The organism is Eubacterium album (assembly GCF_025336545.1).
In the GTDB taxonomy this organism is placed as follows: domain Bacteria; phylum Bacillota; class Clostridia; order Lachnospirales; family Lachnospiraceae; genus Eubacterium_U; species Eubacterium_U album.
The window spans coordinates 154846-177713 of the sequence record NZ_JAODBU010000003.1 but is presented as its reverse complement, the minus strand read 5'-3'; the positions used below and the strand labels follow the sequence as shown (position 1 = coordinate 177713).

The 22868-nt window shown below is 32.9% G+C and carries 18 protein-coding genes, 1 pseudogene and 1 riboswitch; of the genes and pseudogenes, 1 reads left to right on the top strand and 18 read right to left on the bottom strand.

Annotated elements, in window-relative coordinates:
• Nucleotides 1–548: 548 nt before the first annotated feature.
• From N5B56_RS03405 to N5B56_RS03380, 6 genes are all read right to left on the bottom strand, one after another.
• The gene (locus tag N5B56_RS03405) at nt 549–3566 is read right to left on the bottom strand and encodes a hypothetical protein (protein ID WP_260978389.1); all 3018 of its coding nucleotides are present in this window, start codon (nt 3564–3566) and stop codon (nt 549–551) included.
• A 142-nt stretch (nt 3567–3708) separates the two neighbouring features.
• A complete protein-coding gene (locus tag N5B56_RS03400) occupies nt 3709–6099 on the bottom strand; it encodes an HD domain-containing phosphohydrolase (RefSeq protein WP_260978388.1) in 2391 nt (796 codons plus the stop codon).
• Nucleotides 6100–6117: 18 nt separating this feature from the next.
• Complete coding sequence (locus N5B56_RS03395; protein WP_117908631.1) at nt 6118–6483, bottom strand: hypothetical protein; 366 nt, start codon at nt 6481–6483, stop codon at nt 6118–6120.
• 16 nt (nt 6484–6499) lie between these two features.
• Nucleotides 6500–7129, bottom strand: a complete 630-nt coding sequence (locus N5B56_RS03390; RefSeq protein WP_260978387.1) for a hypothetical protein — start codon at nt 7127–7129, stop codon at nt 6500–6502.
• Nucleotides 7130–7300: 171 nt separating this feature from the next.
• Entirely contained in the window at nt 7301–8989 is a 1689-nt protein-coding gene (locus N5B56_RS03385) for a hypothetical protein (protein ID WP_260978386.1), read from the bottom strand.
• Nucleotides 8990–9066: 77 nt separating this feature from the next.
• A riboswitch (cyclic di-GMP riboswitch) is annotated at nt 9067–9152 on the bottom strand.
• A gap of 138 nt (nt 9153–9290) precedes the next feature.
• Nucleotides 9291–11048 (bottom strand): 1-deoxy-D-xylulose-5-phosphate synthase, encoded by a 1758-nt coding sequence (locus N5B56_RS03380; protein WP_260978385.1) that lies wholly within the window; start codon nt 11046–11048, stop codon nt 9291–9293.
• Nucleotides 11049–11321: 273 nt separating this feature from the next.
• Here N5B56_RS03380 and N5B56_RS03375 point away from each other — a divergent pair, with 273 nt between their 5' ends.
• The gene (locus tag N5B56_RS03375) at nt 11322–11774 is read left to right on the top strand and encodes a MerR family transcriptional regulator (protein ID WP_260978384.1); all 453 of its coding nucleotides are present in this window, start codon (nt 11322–11324) and stop codon (nt 11772–11774) included.
• 114 nt (nt 11775–11888) lie between these two features.
• Here N5B56_RS03375 and N5B56_RS03370 read toward each other — a convergent pair whose 3' ends face one another.
• From N5B56_RS03370 to N5B56_RS03310, 12 genes and pseudogenes are all read right to left on the bottom strand, one after another.
• A complete protein-coding gene (locus N5B56_RS03370; RefSeq protein WP_022089664.1) occupies nt 11889–12245 on the bottom strand; it encodes a P-II family nitrogen regulator in 357 nt (118 codons plus the stop codon).
• Between the two features lie 117 nt (nt 12246–12362).
• Nucleotides 12363–13604 carry an ammonium transporter gene (locus tag N5B56_RS03365; RefSeq protein WP_260978383.1) on the bottom strand — a complete coding sequence of 414 codons (1242 nt, stop codon included), beginning with the start codon at nt 13602–13604 and terminating at the stop codon, nt 12363–12365.
• Between the two features lie 330 nt (nt 13605–13934).
• Entirely contained in the window at nt 13935–14855 is a 921-nt protein-coding gene (trxB, locus tag N5B56_RS03360) for a thioredoxin-disulfide reductase (protein WP_260978382.1), read from the bottom strand.
• A 17-nt stretch (nt 14856–14872) separates the two neighbouring features.
• The gene (locus N5B56_RS03355) at nt 14873–15430 is read right to left on the bottom strand and encodes a PLP-dependent aminotransferase family protein (RefSeq protein ID WP_260978381.1); all 558 of its coding nucleotides are present in this window, start codon (nt 15428–15430) and stop codon (nt 14873–14875) included.
• A 264-nt stretch (nt 15431–15694) separates the two neighbouring features.
• Nucleotides 15695–16501: a thiazole biosynthesis adenylyltransferase ThiF gene (gene thiF, locus N5B56_RS03350; RefSeq protein WP_260978380.1), complete on the bottom strand. Its 807-nt coding sequence runs from the start codon at nt 16499–16501 to the stop codon at nt 15695–15697.
• On the bottom strand, nt 16501–16710 hold the full coding sequence (gene thiS / locus N5B56_RS03345; protein WP_022087954.1) for a sulfur carrier protein ThiS: 210 nt from the start codon (nt 16708–16710) through the stop codon (nt 16501–16503). Before thiS ends, thiF begins: the two co-directional genes overlap by 1 nt.
• Before the next feature lie 24 nt (nt 16711–16734).
• A pseudogene (locus tag N5B56_RS03340) lies at nt 16735–16827 on the bottom strand (coenzyme F420 hydrogenase); the annotation flags it as partial.
• On the bottom strand, nt 16803–16952 hold the full coding sequence (locus N5B56_RS03335; protein WP_178515249.1) for a hypothetical protein: 150 nt from the start codon (nt 16950–16952) through the stop codon (nt 16803–16805). The gene N5B56_RS03335 and the pseudogene N5B56_RS03340, both read right to left, overlap by 25 nt.
• Nucleotides 16936–17268: a hypothetical protein gene (locus N5B56_RS03330; RefSeq protein ID WP_158562622.1), complete on the bottom strand. Its 333-nt coding sequence runs from the start codon at nt 17266–17268 to the stop codon at nt 16936–16938. The genes N5B56_RS03335 and N5B56_RS03330 overlap by 17 nt, the downstream gene beginning before the upstream one ends.
• Nucleotides 17269–17792: 524 nt before the next feature.
• The gene (locus N5B56_RS03320; RefSeq protein WP_117908619.1) at nt 17793–19187 is read right to left on the bottom strand and encodes an alanine/glycine:cation symporter family protein; all 1395 of its coding nucleotides are present in this window, start codon (nt 19185–19187) and stop codon (nt 17793–17795) included.
• A 351-nt stretch (nt 19188–19538) separates the two neighbouring features.
• Nucleotides 19539–21143: a phosphoenolpyruvate carboxykinase (ATP) gene (gene pckA / locus N5B56_RS03315; RefSeq protein ID WP_117908617.1), complete on the bottom strand. Its 1605-nt coding sequence runs from the start codon at nt 21141–21143 to the stop codon at nt 19539–19541.
• Between the two features lie 282 nt (nt 21144–21425).
• Nucleotides 21426–22706 carry a chloride channel protein gene (locus N5B56_RS03310; RefSeq protein WP_346432186.1) on the bottom strand — a complete coding sequence of 427 codons (1281 nt, stop codon included), beginning with the start codon at nt 22704–22706 and terminating at the stop codon, nt 21426–21428.
• Nucleotides 22707–22868 lie beyond the last annotated feature (162 nt).

The window sequence follows — 22868 nt, the reverse complement described above, 5'->3', positions numbered from 1 at the left end:
CTGAGTTGTAAGCTTTACAGGTTTCTCTAATTTTCTACGCAGTTCTATGAATGCGTATCCTACCTGCTTTTAACCATAGCCTGGTTTTATTAAACTACATCATCCATGCTTATACTCATAACACAATTCTATAAAGCTCTATTTTGCTTGACGCTATCTATCCAACAAAATTCTATAAACCTTATTCCACTTGACGCTATCTACCCAACAAAATTCTATAAAACCTTATTCCGCTTGACGCTATCTACCCAACAAAATTCTATAAAACCTTATTTTGCTTGACGCTATCTATCCAACAAAATTCTATAAACCTTATTCCGCTTGACGCTATCTACCCAACAAAATTCTATAAAACCTTATTCCGCTTGACGCTGGTATAGACATAATTAAAATAAAGGGCATTTGGCGCCGTCGGTACAAAACGACAGCGCATAGTTTGGCTTAATAGTCAAACTATGTGATGGAGTTTCAGTACCGCTACGAGCGACAAGCAGCGAAAGCGTTCTTTATTTTAATTATGTCGTATACAACGGCAAGTAGCGAAAAGGTTAATTATAGCTTTTGAGATAAGCTTGGATTGTTCCAAACGAACCTTTTCGCTCAACCGTATAATCCACCTCTTTCCAAGTTTCATACTTATAAGTCTTATATCCAACTGCATCCTTTGAAAGTGGGAAAATATATTCTGTATCTCCACTTTCTCTATTACCAACAAATAATGACGGAATAAATCCATTTGTGATTGTTGTCTTATATTGAATTCCATCAAACGGTGTTTTCTGTTCAATTACAACTCTTTGTGACGGATCAGTTACATTTAATGCTGTCCATGGAATTCTAATTCTAACATTTGTACTTCCTATGAAAAATTGTGATGTACTTGTTGAGAAGTTGCCATATGTCAAGTCCATTACCTTTGTCCAATTGCCATCATAACTTTCTGTAGAAGATACTGTCTCCTGACCTCTTGCATATGATGAGCATACATATAATGCTGCATCTTTCGCACTGGTAATTTTTATTATATATTCCATTCCTGATAAACTATTTGCAAAATATCCTTTATTATAAAAATATTCTCCGTTGTTTCTTTCGTAAGTATCTAATCCTACAATAAGTTCATTTGTTGTATAATCTATTTCTTTTTCTAACGCAACCGTCACATATAAATATTCAGGATTTACGCTTAACTGCATTTTTCTCATTACTTCGAAGTCTTTTAACTCAAGACCGACATCTTCTTTTTCTTCTGCTTTCACTGCAAGAATTCCTGTTGTCTGTGCAGGATCTCCCAAATCATGCCAAAGTGGGTTATTTGTCAATGGTACAATTGATGCCTTTGCTTCATCTGAAACTGCTGACCATGAATCATTTAAATCAGAAATTATTCCTCCCATGCATCCATTAGTAAGAATTGCATCCAACATTCTGACAATTATTTCTCCCTGCTGTGTTTCATCCAATCCTGAATAAATGCCATTTGTCGCATATATATTTGCATTTGTAGAAATTCCAAATCCGTCTATCATAAGTCCATATGGTGAAACTTTTTCTTTCACGTATTCAACGTAGCTTCCATAATTAAAATTACCCTGAGAATCAGTAAATCCGACAAATTTATTAAGGTTATTATTTAAAATATTATCTGTCACATTTAACTTGGTTGAAACATAATAATACTGCTGTACATCCTGATTTAACTGTAAACTGCTTAATTTGACAACTCCATTGTAATTGTCTTCATTCCAAAACGCACTTTCAAGATTTTCAACATTTACATGCATTCCGACCGGAACTAATCCGCCATAGTTTTCACTACATTTTTTATAAATATAGTCCAGACGTTTTGCATATAAACTTCCTATTCCTTCCATTGATGAAACATAATTTCCATCGTATGTTTCACCCTGATTGCTTAATGTCTGCAATTCTTCACCTGATGGCGATATATCTAAAACATATGACAAAAGATACTCTGACACATCATGTCGGTATTTTAAAATATCTTCCTGCCCTTCATCAGTTGAATCATTCTTGGTTTCACCATTTCCGTGAATTGAACTCATAATTGTGTCGATTGTTTTTTGCCATTCTTCCTGTGTATCTGCTACCATACCTTTTATAGTCTGAATAAGATATAATTTATCATCGCTGTTCTGGTTAATTTCAAATAAAGCCCTGTAAAATTCAGGTGGTGCAAGTTCATATACTCTAACGGTATTTACTCCCATTTCCACTGCCTGCTCTAACAGTTCTTTGTAATATCCGTAATTTCTTGTTGCATTAGCACTTCCCGGTTCATCAAGATTTACATTTACCGCTTTTAAATTAAGGTTTTCATAATCATCATTTTTCTTAATCTGAAATTTGTTTTCATTTACACGGACTGCAAGTTGTTTTTCATTTTCAGACTGTTTTTCATTTTTCTCATCTAATCCCTTATAAGTATCTTTCAAAATTTTCTTCATTAATGGATTGTAAAATTTCCAATAAAATTGGTTAAGGTCTCCTTCTTTATCAAATGATAAAGCTTTGAAAAATTTGTCTGCTGCTAGAAATCTATATATTCTGCTATCACTTGTACAGTCATTAAAATCTCCTGCAAAATAGTAAGTGTCACCGCTGTTATTATTTCTTTTTCTTATTATTGCCGCAAATTTATTTGTAGATGAAATTTCCTTTATCTTTTCCATTCCTGTTGCATTTACATTAATTTTAAAATTTGCAATAGTATCCGTTCCATTTTCTGCTTCAACTAACTCAAACCAATTGTAAAAATTGCTTTTTTTAGAGCCTGAAAATTCTTTTTTAAATTCATCACTTATACTTATGCTTACTAAATTTTTGCTTTTAAAATCTGTCTTTTCTTCTAAAACAATTATTTCGCCTTCTGATGATGCAAGTATAAGCCCCGGACCTGAGAACTGCCATTTCACACCATACTGATTTTCATATGTAGACGGTGCCCATTTAGGCACATCTGAAAGATCATTTAAATCAACAACATATCTTCCGCTCCATGATGTTGTTGTAAATCCAAACATTGATTTGATTTCATTGCATACGGTTTCGTCTGTTGTTGAGCCTAAAAGTTCGGTTTCAGCTACAACCGTTCCGCCTGTACTATAAGTAAGGGAAACTATGTTCATATCCTTCGATGAAAGCCCTGAATATTTATTGTCATATAATTCAGAACCATAAACATCAGCCAAATATAGAAAATCCGGCACTTTATCAAAGTCAGCTAGCTGATTTTCTCCTGTGTATTCCCCATTTTCATTTATCTGTGGTCCAAAATAATCCTTTTTATAGTTATATTTTTTTCCATTTGATTTAACATATTTTTGTTGATTTAAAAGCCAGAAAAATCCACTATGTTTTCTATAATACCTGTCAGTCTGATTTACTCCCTGTCCATCTGTCGCAGGAACAGTAGCATCCAAAACAGCTATGTTCATTTTCTTAGCCGGCTTTACAATCCATCCTATAAAAGAAATAGCCAAAACCAACAAAATTATTAATGGTATTATAAGTAATAACTTTTTCTTACCTTTTGTCTTTTTCATTTTATCCCTTTCAATTCAAAACCATACTGCTTATACCTGTAGATTTAAAGCTATGTTATCATTATCTTTGGTAATTTAAATTTGCATTATTCCCATATAATTTTTATACGGTTTTCGTATGTTTTTTCATACACTTTAATTGCTATTTATACTTTTCTCTTGCAGTCTTTGATGCCTCAACTGCTTCATCAAATACTTTATCGAATACTTTAACTATTGCCGGGTCAAATTCAATTCCCGATTTTTCTAATATATATTCTCTAACCTTTTGCGGTGGCCATGCTTTTTTATAAGTTCTTTTTTCCATTAACGCATCAAATACATCTGCCACTTTTACAATTCTTGCATACAAATGAATATTTTCGCCTGAAAGCCCTAAATATCCTGTTCCATCATAATTTTCATGATGTTGATATGCTATTACTGCTGCGGCTTCCATAAAGTCACCACTGTTTTTTGACAAAATGTTATATCCATATACAACATGTTTTTTCATTATTTCATACTCTTTATCAGTCAATGGTTTATCTCCATTTAATATATCATTTGGAATTGCTATCTTTCCAATATCGTGAGCGATAGCCGCCATAGAAATAATACGTGTTTCTTCTTCTGACAATCCTAATGCTTTACAAATAACTTTTGTTACTGCACTTACAGAATATAAATGTACTTTATTTTGCTTTCCTCTGAATTCTACCATTTCAGCTAATGATATAATGGCATCTTCCTGTACAGTTTTTATTCTGCTTTTTAAATTGTAATTTGAAAAAGCAATTTCCATTATGTGATGTATCATCATTGCCGTACTTTGGAATGTTTCTGATAATCCATCTTTATAATTTTCTATATGAAAAATAATCTGAACCTGATCAATTCTTACAAATATTAAGTCCATGTATGTCTGTGCAAACTTTACTTTCGATTTTTCTGTTCCATCATACATTGACATTATTTTTTCATAATCGCACCCCTCTATTCCACCCTGATTAAATACTTCTTCAAAAGTTCCATCTTCACGACGGACTGCTGCACAGGAAGGAATAACTATTTTTTCATTTGTTTCATCATCTGTAACAACATTTGATGCTGCTAATTCATTTCTCTTTATCACATCCGTAAAAATCTGACATGTATAGCTTGCAAACTGTTTATCTGTAAGGGCATCAGCAACATCTGATAAAATTGTTGCCATTCTCTGTATACTTACAGCACTTTCAAGTTGTTGATTGGCTCGCTCTTTAATAAGTATTGTGTGATTTACTGATTGTTTAAATAAAACAATGTACATTGCTATTTCATATATGGCAATACCTGTTACTACTACAGTTCGGCTTAACCCATTTGAACCTGCAGTAAGTGAAATTAAATTATAGATATTTACTAAAGAAATATAAACAAATGCAATTCCTACCAGACTCATATATGGAGTTTTATTTTCGATTAAATTTGCTACCTCAATTATAAACAGACCTATTAGTACACATATTGCCATCGAAAAAATAACTGCCGCAATAAGGAGTACTGTTCTGTTTTCTATAAGCAAAAGCCCTAAGCTGATTACAAATACTCCTATGATAAACATGTTCTGCCATAGTTTAAATTTATAATTAATGCTACAAAGACTGCATACTAACATAGATGTTGCAAAATATATTGTTAATATTAATTGCAAACTAAAGAACACACTGTCAGATATAAGAGTGCCACCTAAACTTAACTGATAGAGCATAAGATATAGTGCTCCCATAAATAATGTCAGACTTAACAGTAATACTTTTATTATATTTTTATCTTTTATTGAAATGGCAATTGTCATAATTACAAATATAATTGCCAATATTAATATTCCAAATGTGAATGCTATTCCAAGTCCACTTGCATTTGAAAGTAAGCCTGTTCCATTTGCACTTTTTACTAATCTAAATTGAAAACCTATTGGAGAATAAATATAAATTTCCATTGTTCTTGAAACTGCAGAAGATGCTAATTCCACTTTGTTACAACGGTTTCCAACTACATTTTCTTTATCATATCCATTGTCATAAATCTTCTTGCCATCAACAAGAACTTTAGACGGTGCATAATTTGTATAATACGTATAGTATTGCTGATTGCTCTGTGCAGGTATGTCTACTTTAATGCATACATAATCCTGCCCTTTTCCTATCTTTTGTATTTTATTTTCATCTGTCGCCTGTTTCCATACCGCATCTTCTCTTTTCAAATCATTATCCGATGTACCCCATAGAAACTGAACTTCATTTATTTCATTTGCCATACTAAAGTTAGGATACACTACTTTGCTTACTATTGTATGCATCATTAAAGTTATTAAAAATAACGCTATTGATACTCCTGCAACTGTTATTATCGAATGTATTCTTTTCTCTGACATTTCTTCTGAAAACTGCAAAGAAACAACCCCCTTTTTTTCAGAGGTTGTTTCTCTTTTATTTTCCTGATTCTCTATTTTTAAATCTTCTGACTTATTTTCTTCAACCTGTTCTTTAGACTTCTTAAAAATCTTCATAGAGACGTCCTTTCTGTATTAAAATCCCTGAGTATTTTCTTTTAGTATTTCTCTTAATCCGTTTCTACGTGCCTTTTGTGCTTCGCTATTAGTTTCTATTACCGTAGAATCTATATGTTTTACCGCTTCATGCACAATTTTATCCTCTCCCTGAAGAATATCAAGGATTCCTTTAAGACTTTGTTGTAAAGCCACAATGTCTCGTTCATAAGATTCAATCTTATCCTTTAATTGTTTATTTTCTAACAGTAAATTATCTCTTTCACGCTCTATAACCAATTTTTCTTTAAGGATTTCCTGCATTTCATTTTTTGAAGCATCGCCTTTTATCAGTTTAGATTCTTCTTCAATCTTTTTAATCAATAAATCAATATCTTTATTCATTTTAACTTCTCACTAACTAATGCAAACTTTTTATATAATATAAATCCCCTTCTTTAGCTACATTAATAGTTGCTTCACTCTTAACCTTTGAGCGTACCTCATCTTCATAGTATACCACATTTATTGTAAGATTGTCTCCATTATCAGTTACTGTATAATCATATGTTATCTGCTGCGAATAATTAGGAACCCACATTTCAAATTTCTGTTCCGCCTTATTATAAATGTCGCTTTCTTCCAAATTAAGGCCCTCAACATTAAACTGGCTTTTAAGCACCGCTTCAATATCTTTTTTTGATGCATCTCTATACTCAAGTTCATCACTTGCAGGTACATCTAATAAGCTATTATAGTACAAATGACACAAACCATATTGTGCTAATTTGTTTACGGATACCGTACTTATGTCATCAAATTCATTTATAGCAAATATATATCTTAATTCATAACAGCATTTTATTATTGTTTCTTCCATAAAAGTATTGCTGCTATCATTTGCCTTAGTAGACTCATCTACCGTAGTTGTAACCTGCACATCTTCAAATTCTTTTTTATCATCTTTATTTATTATCACCAGCACTATTGCCATTGCAATTATGATAACTATTAAAGAAGCTCCTAATATTAATTCTTTCTTTTTTTTCACTTCTATATCCCTTTAACGCCGCAAAAATCAAATTTCTGCGGCGTTATTACTGTATTTTTCACACAAATTAAAAATATAATCATTTTTAATCTGTGGCAATGAATTTATTAACATTTTCATGTAAAATTTCACTATTTATTAACTTGTCTCTATACTTATTGGTACTAATTATTAATATTCCCAATAATAATCCTTATAACAGATTGTTTTATCATCTGCTGTTTCAATAAATACATCAGCACTATCAATCCGGCTATATTCCTTATAAGCATCACATGTAATTGTTGAACCTAATGGAAGGTTAACTGATAAACTTTCTAATGGTGTGTTTACTACACTATTAATTCCTGTCTGTTTATTATAATTACCCTTCTTAAAGTAAAATCTGTATGCCATAAAGCAGTTGTTTGTATCTGTTCTTAATACTTTATCACCTTTCGCAATTGTAAATGTACGGCTTGCTGCATCATAAGTGTTCTTCTTTGCTGTAGAGCTAACAACTGCTGTATACACAACTGTTCCTGCAATACCATTTCCATTGTCATCATATGTATCATTGTCCCAATTATTTGAACACATCTGGAATTTAATTTCTTTATCAAGTTCAATTTTGAAACTGCTCTTGTTATTTAATACAGTTCCATCCTGTAATCTGATTGACATTTTTAAAGGTACAATTACAGATACTTCTACTGATTCTTTATCTGAATCATCATCCTTATTATCATTTCCTGAATCAGGCTTCGTTGTTTCTGAAGGTTTTGTTGTTTCTGAAGGTTTTGTTGTTTCTGAAGGTTTTGTTGTTTCTTCCGGTTTAGTCACTTCTTCTTTTTTAGTTGTTTCTTCTTTTCCGTCTTCTGTCTTTCCATTTTCTGTATCAAGATTTCCTACTACTTTTTCAACCTCTGAAGGTAATCCATTAGTAGCTTTATATGAAACAACTGCTCCACCTGAAATCTCTAATGTATCTGTTATTAACTGTCCGTAAATCTTTGTACTTCCTGTTAATACTGTTTTTGAATCAGGTGCATAAACCTTACCTGTTATAGAACTATCACCACTAAATTCAAGATTTCCACTTGTATATACATTTCCTGCAAATATTCCATTTACCTGTGTATACTTTGTAGCATTCATTGCAATTGTGTTGGCATTTACTTCTTTAAAATTATTGTATCCTGCATTTTTTCCTGTAAATACAACTGTAAGCTTGCTACTGTCTCCACCTGCATTAAATGAACCCGGATTTCCACCTGATAATTCATCTACATATAAAACTACGTATCCGTCACCGCTTACTTTAACTTCACCACCAACGTTTAAATGTTTAACTCTGACAACTGTTGTCTGATTTTTATCTGCATGAATTTCAAATGTCTGTCCATTGTAAAATGATACAGTATCTAAATATGCATTATCAGTTAAATCAAATCTGTTTGTCTGCCATCCAATGTAAACACTCTGTGTACCATCTTTGTATTCTGAAGTAGTTTTTTTAAAATATTCTGAATTCTCATCAGGATAATTATTTGTATTGAATAATCCTGAATATAATTCCTTGTCCATTTCACTAACTTCAATTGGAATATATCCCTGTGCGGGTTTATCTACTTTAACCTCCGGCGATACATGTGCAGTTCCTGTAACATGCTTTGTTGCACTGTTTGAATACTTTAAAGTACCATTGTTAATTACAATATCTCCAATTATCTGTCCGCTTCCTGAAAAATTTGCTCCGTTTTTTGCAAGTACCCCATATTCATTTGTGTTTTCTTTTGCCAAAACCCCTATTGGCATTACCACATTAAATACCATCGTCATGACTGTAGCCATAGCTACCATTTTCTTTACTCTTTTCATTACATCCTCCTTCCAATTTTATCGCAGCCTTTTATACACGTATTTACGTATAAAAAAAACTGCAACTCCTTAAAAAGAATTGCAGCCAGACGACCATTGCAAATGTTGCTTTAGGCTCATAGCTTTGTGCCCTATTTTTTCAAATAGTTTACCCTCATCATTTGTAATATATGTCTTTATTTTATAAATTTTTATTTTATATGTCAACCCAAATAAAACTCTTTTTTACATTTTCAAGCCATAAAATAGGATTTTTTTCTAAGCTGATTTATAAAAATATTTTTATTTTCCGGCATTTATTTTATTTCATTAACGCCATCACATCTTCAACAATCTGTTCTTTTGTCAAATGATTTTCTTTAAGAACTTCATTTACATCATATCTGTCTAAGAATTCTTTTTTCAATCCAAAATTTATTACTTTCATATCTGTTGGTCCATAGAATCTTGAAATTTTTTCACCGAATCCTCCGTCTAAAATTCCATCCTCTATTGTGATTACAACATCATGCTCTTTCTTTAACTCTTCAAGTAATTCACTATCGATTCCTGTTATATAATATGGATTAATTAAAGTTGCCTGCGTATCTAATTTATCAGATAAATCATCTACAACTTCTTTTCCTAACTGATAGAATGTTCCTAAAGCAATAACTGCAACCTTGCTTCCTTTTTCAGTTACTTCATATTTATTTAACTTAGAGAAATCTTTCGTAACTTCTTTACCGTCAGATATCATTTCTCCACCCGGCAATCTTATTGCTACAGGATGTTCATTCTGCTCTATACTCCAATCAAGCATTGCAATATATTCTTCTTTTGTCGTAGGTGCCATGTAAACAAGGTTAGGAATATTTGCCATCATTGGAATATCATATAATCCTAAATGTGTTACGTCATTCATTCCAAATACACTTCCCCAGAATGTAACTATTGTTGCAGGTGCATTATTAATACACAAATCCTGTGATAACTGGTCATATGTTCTTTGTACAAATGTGCTATATACACCATATACCGGCTTTCCACCATTTGAAGCAATTCCTGCTGCCATTGCAACTGCTGTCTCCTCTGCAATTCCTACATCAACAAATTGTTTTCCTGCTTCTTTTCGCTTGTCCTCTGTAAATCCCATAACAGTTGGTGTTGCAGAAGTAATTGCAACTACTGATTTGTCTTCTTTCATTTTCTTTAACAAATAATCACAAGTTACACTTGAATAATCTTCACCAAATTCACCATACAATGGCTTTCCTGTCTTTATGTCAAACGGTCCACTGTAATGCCACTGTTCTTTATGCTGTTCAGCAGGTGCATAGCCTTTTCCTTTTAATGTATTAATATGAACAACTACAGGCTTTTTGCTATCTTTTACTTTACTAAATGCCTCAATAAGACTTGCTACATCATTTCCTTCATTTACATATATATAATCAAGTCCCATTGCCTTAAATAAATTGCATTCTGCCTGTCCATTTGTTTCACGAAGAAGTTTTAAATTGCCATACAAACCACCATGGTTTTCTGCAATTGACATATCATTGTCATTTACAACAATTATAAGATTTCCTTCTAATTCTACGGCATAATCAAATCCTTCTAATGCTTCACCACCACTTAATGAGCCATCTCCTATTACAGCAATAACATTTCCTTTTTCACCATTTAAATCTCTTGCCTTTGCCAAACCACAGGCAAGACTTACTGATGTTGATGTATGTCCTATGATGAAATGATCATGCTCGCTTTCATGAGGATTACTGTATCCTGAAACATCATCATAATGTTCTTCATAAAGATATGCGTCCTTTCTTCCTGTAAGCATTTTATGTGGGTATGTCTGATGTGAAACATCATAAACTATTTTATCTTTTGGGGATTCAAATACATAATGAAGAGCAATTGTTGCTTCTACCATTCCAAAGTTAGGTCCAAAATGACCACCATGAATGCTGGCTCTCTTTAATAATGCAGTTCTCATTTCCTCTGCTAATGTAGACATCTCTTTAACTGTTAATTTCTTAACATCTTCCGGTCCGTTAATCTTTTCTAAATACATATCAAAGTCCTCCATTAATATTTTTTAAATACAGCATTTACAAAATCATAACCGTATATTGTGTATTCTAAACCATAAACCCAACTTTAGGTCAATATTTATTTTTTCATAAACTTATATGAACCAATTTACGAAAAATATAATATAATGAAGTCATATTAATGATTTTATTGTATTACAACTTAAATATATAAATTTATAATACGAAGAAAGGAAAATGAAATGTTCTCCTTCAATTGAATTTAACAGGAAATCATTTTATGGTGGTTAATTATGGATACAAATTATTATAATATTGGTGAAGTTTCTAAAATGTTTAATCTTCCTATTTCTACATTACATTATTATGACAGAGAAGGATTATTTCCAAACCTTAACCGTTCAGAATCCGGTGCAAGAAGATTTGATGATGGCACAGTTGAGACATTACATCTTATTGAGTGTTTGAAAAAAACGGGAATGGAAATTAAAGATATAAAGGAATTTATGATGTGGTGTCAGCAGGGACCTGCCACCTATGGAAAGCGCAAAGAAATGTTTATAAAGCAGAAGGAAACTGTCGAAGCCGAAATTGAACATTTAAAGAAAGTTCTTGATATGATTACTTATAAATGCTGGTACTATGATACAGCTATAGCCGACGGAAATGAAGACAGACTTAAGAATCTTTCTCCTGATGATATGCCACCTGAAATAAAAGCTGCGTGGATTAACGCTCATACATAAATACATAAAAGCCACAATTATGATATTTTATTTGTCTTCGATACAATTTTTCATAATTGTGGCTTTATATTTAATCTAAACCTTTAGTCTTTTATTTCTTACAATCCTGTTTCTTTATTCCTGACACTGTACCGCATCATATCCTGTTTCGCCTGTTCTGATTTTTGTTGCACTTGCTACAGGATAACTGAAAATTTTCCCATCACCAAATTCTCCTGTATAAGCGGCTTTTTTAATTGCTTCTATTGTTTTTTCGGCCCATTCTTCTGAAGAAACAACTATTTCAAATTTAATCTTTGGCTGCATCTGAGGTTCTACTTCCATACCTCTGACTATTTCCTTATAGCCTCTTTGTAATCCACAGCCCATAACCTGCGACACTGTAAGTCCGTTAACTTCTATTTCCATTAATGCATTTTTTACATCTTCAAATTTTTCTTCTCTAACAATTGCATCTATTTTCATTATCATAGAATTTCCATCTCCTAATCTCATTTAAAAATTTTTAATTCAAAAACATTTAATAATATTTGCCTGATTATTCTTTATATCATTTCACATTGTCAAGATATTTTTACTTAAGTCTTATTACTGATCCATACCGTTAAAACTTGGATAAGCACTTTCGCCGTGCTGTGATATATCAAGTCCGATTTTTTCTTCTCTATCAGTTACTCTTAATGGAGTAAATATTCTAACTATGGCTACACAGATTAAAGTTCCTACAACGGCTATTGCTATTGTAATAAGTATTCCTTCTATCTGAGCTATAAATAATCTCCATTCACCATAAATTAAACCATCCCATTTTGCTACCGGGTTAATTGAACTTTTTCCAAATATTCCTGTTGCGATTCCGCCCCAGATTCCTCCGATTCCATGACATCCAAATGCATCTAATGCATCATCTATTTTTAATTTTTTCTTAATAAGAATAACTCCATAATAGCATATCGGACTTACGAGTGCACCTATTATAAATGATGACCAGATTGGAACAAATCCTGCTCCCGGGGTAATTGCAACCAAACCGATAACCAAACCTGTTGATGCACCTACCAATGTTGTTTTTTTGTCATTTATCACATCTAAAAACATCCATGATAAAAGTGCTGATGCTGATGCAATTGCTGAAGTCATAAATGCATGTGCAGCAAGTCCGTCTGCCTTTAATGCACTTCCTGCATTAAATCCGAACCATCCAAACCAAAGTATTGTAGCTCCTAATACAACAAATGGAATATTATGGATTCTGTATGTTGCTCTTTCATAACCTTTTCTTTTGCCAAGAATAATAGCGAGTACCAAAGCTGTTATTCCTGAACTTATATGTACAACGTCGCCTCCTGCGAAGTCGACAGAACCTAACTCTGCTAAAATTCCTCCCTGACCCCATACCATATGTGCTAATGGATAATATACAATTACTGACCAAATGGCTACAAATATAAAGAGTGCCTTAAACTTCATTCTTCCTACAACTGATCCTGTAATTAGTGCCGGTGTTATAATTGCAAACATCATCTGAAATGCACAAAATACTAAATTAGGAATTGAATCTGAATAAGGTCCAATATCCCAGCCTACTCCTTCTAAACCAAACCATCTGAAATCTCCTATTATTCCACCATGGTTTCCACCAAATGCCAATGAGTACCCCAATAATGCCCACATAACAACTGACAATCCCATTATCATGACTATTGCCATCATAGTATTAACTACATTTTTTCGTCTTACAAGACCTCCATAAAAAAATGCTAACCCCGGTGTCATAAAAAATACCAAAGCAGCACAAATCAACATAAAACCTGTGTCTCCTGAGTTCATACAATAATACCTCCTGCTCTTTTAACATATTTTTCTCAATCTCTTTAGTGTATATGTTATAAATATGGCTTCTACACGTATATCTCTTTGAATTTACTTCTTAGGAATTATACATTTGCCAAATTTTCTACATTTGGCTTTGCCATATATAACGCAAAAAGGACGTGTGGCAAATAAATGCCAAACGTCCTTGTTTGATGAAGCGAAGTCTATCATTTATTAATCATAAACGCAAGTATATAATTAGTTTTTTTAATTATATTATGGATTTACTTTATTTCTTAAAGACTTGCTTTAACTTATTTTGTTTTTGCATAAAATAAGTAAGTTCTACTTTGTGTCCTGCTCTATTGATGTAATTGCAACTGCTCCATCTGCAACAGCAGTTACCACCTGTCTAAGACTTTTTGTTCTTATATCACCAACTGCATAAACTTTGTCCATACTTGTTCGGCAGTCTTCAGTAGCAATTATATAACCTGTCTTATCAGTATCGACAAGTCCTTTTATAAATTCACTTTGTGGTTCCATACCAACTGCAATGAATACAGCTGAAAGAGAAAGTTCCTCTTCTTCTCCTGTCTTCTTATTAAGTAACTTTGCTCCTGTTACAATATCTTCTCCGTAGATTTCACTTACTTCATAACTAGGTTTAAATTCTATATTTTTTGTTTCAAATATTCTGCTCTGAAGTATTTTTGCACCTCGAAGTTCATCTCTTCTATGAACTAAATATACTTTTTCACAAATATTAGAAAGATATAATGCATCTTCCAAAGCTACATCTCCACCACCTACAACTGCAACCGTCTTATTTTTAAAGAATGCTCCATCACATGTAGCACAATATGACACACCTGCACCCGTAAATTCTTTTTCACCCTTTACATTCAGTAATCTGTGTTTAGCTCCTGTAGCTATAATTACAGCCTTAGCATCAACTGTCGCTCCATCTTCTAAATGAATTTCTTTATATTCACCCTTATCTTCAATGGATTCAACTTTTCCTTCTACAAATGGAACTTCTAAAGCATCTGCATGTTCTCTGAATTTTACTGCAAGGTCATAGCCGTTTTCGCCATACAATCCTAAATAATTATCAATTCTGTCAGTGTTTATTATCTGTCCGCCACTAAACATTTCTTTCTCTATAACAATCTGGTCTAGCATAGCTCTTTGAGCATATATTGCTGCTGAAAGTCCTGCCGGTCCACTTCCTATTATTACTAAATCCTTTAAATTTTTATTCATATCTATCTCCCTTTCTTTTATTTAAAATTTTCTATTACTTTTGCTGTTGCCTCTAAATCTTTCTGAGTATGAGTTGCTGATACAAACATTGCTTCAAATTGAGACGGTGCAAGGTTAATTCCTGACTCTAACATATATCTAAAGTATTCGGCATATTTTTCTGTATCAGAAGAAAGTGCTGTATCATAATCTACTACTTTTTTATCTGTGAAAAATACACTCATTAATGAACCAACCTGATTTACGCAAACTTTTTCTCCAAATGATTTTCTTACTGTAATAAGCATTGTTTTCTTTGCTTCCGTGATTTTCTTTTCATTATTTTCTTTTGCCAGAGTTTTGATATAATCTATATTTTTTATCTCTTTATAAATATTTTCAATTTCACTAACTGCGGCTTTATTTCCTTCAAAATATATTTCATTTCTATTGCATGTCATCAGACATATACATCCACTTATATTTTTGTTTTTTCTTACTTTATCATAAAATTCTTTCTTTTCTAATTCATTTAAAGCGTATTTTTCTCTTATAAATGCGTCTGAATTTTTATGGTTAACACTAATGCAGTACATTTCATTCTCCAATTCTTATCTTAATGTTAAGTATGATTAAATAATGTCTGATATTTATAAATCATCTGTTGACCTTAACCAATTTTATCTTTATTTGATAATTTTCCTTTTCAAGATAACTCAATATGCAAAAAATGTCTATCGTAAGCCTGTCTAAATATTTAAAAGAAGGTAGCAATTAATACGACTTAAACTATCAAACCACAGGTTTTAACAATTTAAGATTTTTTCATAATCTTCTTTTGTCATTTATAACGTATTTTCCTACTTTCCGTCGCATTCAACCTGTTCATAATCAATAAGTTCCGTAATTGTCGGATGATCTCCACATACTGCACAGCTTCCGTCTGCTTTTGGAAGTTTTATTGTGTGGAATTCCATTTTTAATGCATCATAAGTTAACAATTTTCCTGTAAGCAAATCGCCTACTCCTATAAGGTACTTAATTGCTTCCATTGCCTGCAAACTTCCGATTACACCACCCATTGCTCCAATAACACCTGCCTGCTTGCATGTTGGAACTGCATCCTTTGGAGGTGGATTTTTAAATACACAACGGTAACATGGTCCTTCTCCAGGAACATAAGTCATAAGCTGACCTTTAAATCTTATAATTCCTGCATGTGAAAATGGTTTCTTAGCCATTACACAGGCATCGTTTATTAAAAACTTTGCCGGGAAGTTGTCTGTTCCATCAATTATAAAATCGTAATCTTTAATTAAATCCATTATGTTTTCAGATGTAACAAATTCACGATATGTATTAACTGTTACATCAGGATTCATTGCATTCATGGTTTCTTTTGCTGATTTAACTTTTGCCTTGCCAACATCAGCTGTTCCATGAATAATCTGTCTTTGAAGGTTTGACAAATCTACTTCATCAGCATCAACTATTCCAATTGTTCCTACTCCGGCTGCTGCCAAATACATTGCTGCAGGGGATCCAAGTCCACCTGTTCCTATAATAAGCACTTTTCCATTTAACAGTTTTTTCTGTCCCTTGGCACCTACTTCCTGCAAAATAATGTGTCTGGAATAGCGCTCCATCTGTTCATTCGTAAATGCCATTAAAACGCTCCTCCTCCCATGAAATATAAGAATTCGATTGTATCATTTTCTTTACCCTGAGTTGTTTCAAAATCAGCTCTGTTTAAGAACTCATCATTAACTGTTACAGTTACATATTCAGGATTTTCAACTTTTTCAATTTCGATTAACTTTGCAATTGTTGTTCCCTGTTCAATTTCTTTCTTTTCACCTGCTACTGTTACTAACATTTTCACATTCTCCTTACTCTAAAATAATTTTTCAATAACTTCTTCTATATTTTCAAGTTTTATAAATGGGATTTCCACACTTTGTCTTGATGTCAAATGTACGTGTCCATCTCCATATTAGGCTGTTTACGGATAAATCCTGCAACCTGTTCTACTTCTGTGCCTTCCTTATCCCAATCAGTAATATAATTTACATCTGTAGTTTTTATGTTATTTTTCTGATTTTCATCCAGCAATAACAATACAACAATACCCGCTCTGTGTAAATGTTTTACTACTGTGTAAATGTTTTACTACTGTAGAAACATCTTCATTTGCCTGTGGAGCATACAGATAAGTATGTATTCCATATAAATTAAGGGCTTTTTCTATGTCTTCCACAAATGCTCTGTTTGCACCATTTACAAATTCTACTGTTATGGCAGTCTGTCCTTTAATTGCCGCTCTAACTTTTCTGTCTACTCTTCCTTCATATAATGCACTTTCGTCTGTGTTTACTTCTTCAACGACACCGCATGCTGAAGTCATATTTGTTACTCTGTCGATTAAAATATTCAAGTTTTCCTATAATCTTGCTTTGTAATTCATTTTCTTTCTCGTAATTGGTAATTTCCAATAATGGCGTATTACCTATCAATTCTGTTAATTGCTTTACTATATTTCCCATAATCTCACCGCCTTTTCCTAGTTTGCGAATAGGATTAATATATATTTATTGTCGATACTATCATTTATTTTCTACTAAATCAATAAGTTTATAGGTGTTTTTAAAAAATTTTATTGATATTATAAAGAATTTAACCTTCTTTTGTTTTCAATTTTACAAAATATAACCGTATAACTTTTCGTATAACTTTTTACGTATTACTTTTTACGTATTACTTTTTACGTATTACTTTTTACGTATTACTTTTTACGTATTACTTTAAATCTACCTATGATAAAATATTTTCGCATAAAAAAAGGTTCTAAACTTTACTTGGGGGTAAGGTTTAGAACCTTTTTATTTTTATGAAAATGAAGAAACACTTTACATGTCTCTTCATCTTCTTATCTATCTATTACCAGATATTATAACTATCTTATTCTTTTCCTTCATCTGCAAAATATTCTTTTACAAGTTTAACTACAACTCCTGACAACAGGAATACTGCTATAAGGTTTGGAATTGCCATCAGTCCGTTAAATGTTTCAGCAATGCTCCACATAAGTCCTAAATCCATTGTCGCTCCAACTATTGCAACCAATGAATAGACAAGCATAAATGGCTTGTTTACCTTTGGTCCCAACAAAAATTCTATACATCTTGAACCATATAATCCCCATCCGATAATAGTTGAAAATGCAAAACAGCACATTGCAACTGCCGTAAATATAGAAATCCAAGTTCCATATGTCGATGTAAATCCTAAGATTGTAAGCTCTGCTCCTGCGGCACTTCCATAATTTACCGGAATTTCACTACATAAAATGACAAGTGCTGTAAGTGTACATATTACAATTGTATCAACAAATACTTCAAATATTCCAAACAATCCCTGCTTAACAGGTTTTCTTGTATCTGCACATGCATGTGCTATTGAACCTGTACCAAGTCCTGCTTCATTTGAAAAAATTCCTCTCGATACACCTTTTTTCATGCTCATAAAGAAACTTCCTACAGCACCACCTGTAACTGATGCCGGTGAAAATGCTCCTTTAAAAATAGAAGCAAACACATGTGGTATATTCTGAAAATTAAGAGCAACAACTCCTAATGCAAATACAATATAAATTACCGCCATAAATGGAACCAGTTTTTCTGTAACCTGTCCAATTCTTTTTATTCCACCTAATAAAATTAACGATAATAATACTGCAAGTACTATTCCTATAATTAGATTTACTGTAGATGCACTATCTTTTGAAATAATTCCATAATTAAATAATGCTGAATCTATGGCAGTTGTAATTGTATTAACCTGAGTTGCATTTCCTGTTCCAAATACAGTTAAAACACCAAATATAGAGAACAAGTACGCAAGCCAATGCCAATGTTTTTTCAAACCATTTTTTATGTAATACATTGGTCCGCCAACCAGTTCACCCTTTTCATTTGTTTCTCTAAAATGAACTGCTAATGTTACTTCAGAAAATTTTGTGCACATTCCTAAGATTGCTGAAATCCACATCCAAAAAACTGCACCTGGTCCACCTATTGCAATCGCTCCGGCAACGCCTGCTATATTTCCTGTTCCCACTGTTGCAGCCAGTGCTGTACAAACTGCCTGAAACGGTGTCATTGCTCCGTCTGCCGCTTCTTTCTTTTTAAACATACGGCCAATCGTAACTTTCATTGCATATGGAAACTTCCTTATTTGCAGAAATCCCGTTCTAATACTTAATACAAGACCTACGCCTATAATGCAAGTCATTGCAGGAACACCCCATATAAAGTTATTAACTGCGCTGTTAATTTCTTTAATTAGTGCTAGCATTTACTTAATCCTCTTTCCTTAGTATCAAAGAATTTTATATGTAATTGTTCTTTAAGTATATTTTTTAATTTCACTTGTTATTTTCTATAGATATAATCAATTTATTTATAAACCATAAAAATCACTTTAATCAATTACATTATTAAATTCAATCTTTTATATAATACCATATCAAAGGATTATGGTCAAAAAATTAAAGCCTCGTTTTTTCATCAAAAAAAACTCGCCTTTGTAAACATGGTCTTGCCCTATACAATAAAAACCAGGTGCAATAAGCACCTGGCTTTCTTTGAATATAAAACATTCTTATATTAATTTATGCTTTCGCATTACATTCTAATAAATTAAATATTAAATCTGTGGTCCTGCTGAAACTAAAGCCTTACCAGCTTCATTTCCTTCATACTTAGCAAAGTTCTTGATGAATCTTTCTGCTAAGTCCTTAGCCTTAACTTCCCATTCTGAAGCATCAGCGTAAGTATCTCTAGGATCAAGGATTTTTGTATCAACACCTGTAAGTTCTGTTGGAACTTCAAAGTTGAAGAATGGAATCTTCTTTGTTGGTGCATTTAAGATGTCACCATTTAAGATAGCATCGATGATACCACGTGTATCCTTAATTGAGATACGCTTTCCTGTACCATTCCATCCTGTGTTAACTAAGTAAGCCTTAGCTCCATTCTTTTCCATCTTCTTAACTAATTCTTCAGCGTATTTTGTTGGATGAAGCTCTAAGAAAGCCTGTCCGAAACATGCTGAGAATGTTGGTGTAGGTTCTGTAATTCCACGTTCTGTACCAGCAAGTTTTGCTGTAAATCCTGATAAGAAGTAGTACTGTGTCTGAGCTTCTGTAAGGATTGATACTGGTGGTAATACTCCAAATGCATCTGCTGATAAGAAGATAACGTTCTTAGCTGCCGGTGCAGATGAAATAGGTCTTACAATGTTTTTGATATGATTGATTGGGTAAGATACACGAGTATTTTCTGTTACACTCTTATCTGCAAAATCAATCTTTCCTTCAGCATCAAGTGTTACGTTCTCAAGAAGAGCGTCACGTCTGATTGCATTGTAGATATCTGGTTCTGATTCTTTATCTAAGTTGATAACCTTAGCGTAGCATCCACCTTCAAAGTTGAATACGCCGTTGTCATCCCAACCATGTTCATCATCACCGATAAGTAAACGCTTAGGATCTGTTGAAAGTGTTGTCTTACCTGTTCCTGAAAGACCGAAGAAGATTGCTGTGTTTTCACCGTTTAAATCAGTGTTAGCTGAGCAGTGCATTGATGCAATTCCCTTAAGTGGAAGGAAGTAGTTCATCATTGAGAACATACCCTTCTTCATTTCTCCGCCGTACCATGTATTAACGATAACCTGTTCACGGCTTGTGATGTTGAACACAACTGCTGTTTCTGAGTTAAGTCCTAATTCTTTATAATTTTCAACTTTAGCCTTTGAAGCATTGTAAACAACGAAATCAGGTTCGAAGTTTTCAAGTTCTTCAGCTGTTGGTTTAATAAACATATTTGTTACGAAATGAGCCTGCCAAGCAACTTCAACGATGAAACGGATTGCCATACGTGTGTCTTTGTTTGCTCCACAGAAAGCATCTACTACATAAAGCTTCTTGTTTGAAAGTTCTTTAATAGCAATATCCTTTACAGCAGCCCAAGCTTCCTTGCTTGCTTTGTGGTTATCATTCTTGTATTCATCTGTTGTCCACCATACTGTATCTTTTGAATTTTCATCTTCAACGATAAATTTATCTTTTGGTGAACGACCTGTATAAATACCAGTCATAACGTTAACAGCACCAAGTTCGCTTTCCTGTCCTTTTTCATAACCTTCAAGTTCTGGTTTTGTTTCTTCTTCAAATAATAATTCATATGAAGGATTGTACACGATTTCTGTTGTACCTGTGATACCATACTTGCTTAAATTGATTTCTGCCATCTTAATTTAAACCTCTTTTCTTTCATAATAGTATATAAAGAAACTCTGCTTTATACAGATTCTTATATCATCATCACAGAAAACCTGTCTGTAATTGCCTTATATAAAAGCTTTTACTAACTTATAAAACAATAAATATTTCATTTACTATAAATAAACCAGGTTCCCTAATGTAATATTATACATATTTTCTTTCCAAATTCAACTGAAATCGCCTTGTTTTTCCTTTGTTAACAATATAAAGTCCTCAGTTAATTATTGAAAGTATATGCATTTGTTAATTTATCTTGTCCTTTTGTTAATATATTTTGCCTTATATTTGGAATATACAATTGTCTGATCTTTGTATAAACTATAATAACCTGACAACGAATAACTTATTGAAATGGCAATCAGGTAATATGCCACACCTGAAAATCCAAACAGTTCAAAGGATATAAGCATAGATGTAATAGGACAATTGGTAACTCCACAAAATAAAGCAACCATGCCTGCTGCTGCTGCAAGTTCAGGCTGAAATCCTAAAAGCTGTCCTGCCACACATCCAAATGTTGCACCCACACTAAATGCCGGAACAATTTCACCACCTCGATAGCCTGCTCTCATTGTTACTGCCGTCAAAATCATTTTCCATAAAAAGTCTAATGGTCTTGCCTGTCCTGTTTCTATTGCTCTTGCTATCAACTCATTACCTGCTCCCATGTAGTCTTTTGTATTTAAAATCATTGTTATCGCAATAACTACACAGCCTGCCACAAAAACTCTTGCATATAAATTTTTAAGGTATTTCCCATAAATTTTAGCTACAAATTTAAGTGCAATACAAAACATTATACTGACCATTGCACATCCTACCGATATAATTGCCATTTTAAAGCCAGTTTCAACAGTTAAGGCAGGTATTCTTGTAACGCTAAATGTCTCAGGATCAATTCCCATACCTGTAGCAAATTCCGCTGCAATAATTGACGCCACGACGCACGGAAGTAATGCGGCATAATACATAACTCCAACGCTTACAACTTCCATTGCAAATACTGCCGCAGCCATCGGTGTTCCAAATACCGCTGCGAATGCGGCACTCATACCACACATAATCATTACATGATGATCAAATTCATCAAGTTTTACTAATTTGCCAAGCCAGTTTCCGATACTTCCACCAAATTGAATAGAAGCACCTTCTCTTCCTGCCGACCCTCCTGTAAGATGGGTTAATAGCGTTGACACAAATATAAGTGGTGCAGCCTTTAGTGGAACATCTCCCCTTGACCTTATTGTAGACAAAACCTGATTCGTTCCACCATCATGTGGGTCTATTATCTGATACATAAACACTATTGCCACACCAACGATCGGTAAAATCATAAATACCCATATATTATTATTTCTATATTCAGTAACCCATTTTATGCACCCTGCAAATATGCTACTTGCGCCACCAACAACAAGACCTGTCAAAATAGCAAGTGCAATCCATTTAAAAAAATTTCCCACATCTCTGGATACCCTGTCATAATAGTATCTTATAATAACTTTTGATTTGTTTCTTTTAGAATCCATGCTTTCCATTTGCATTATTTTCAAACCTTTCATATGTAAATTATTTATACTTCACTGTGTATTCATCTAAATCATAATTTTTTCAAAAAAAGTTTTTACAATTTTTTGTGCATTTTTAGTTGCCTTATCTAAAATGTCTTTGTTCCGATTGCAACTCCACTT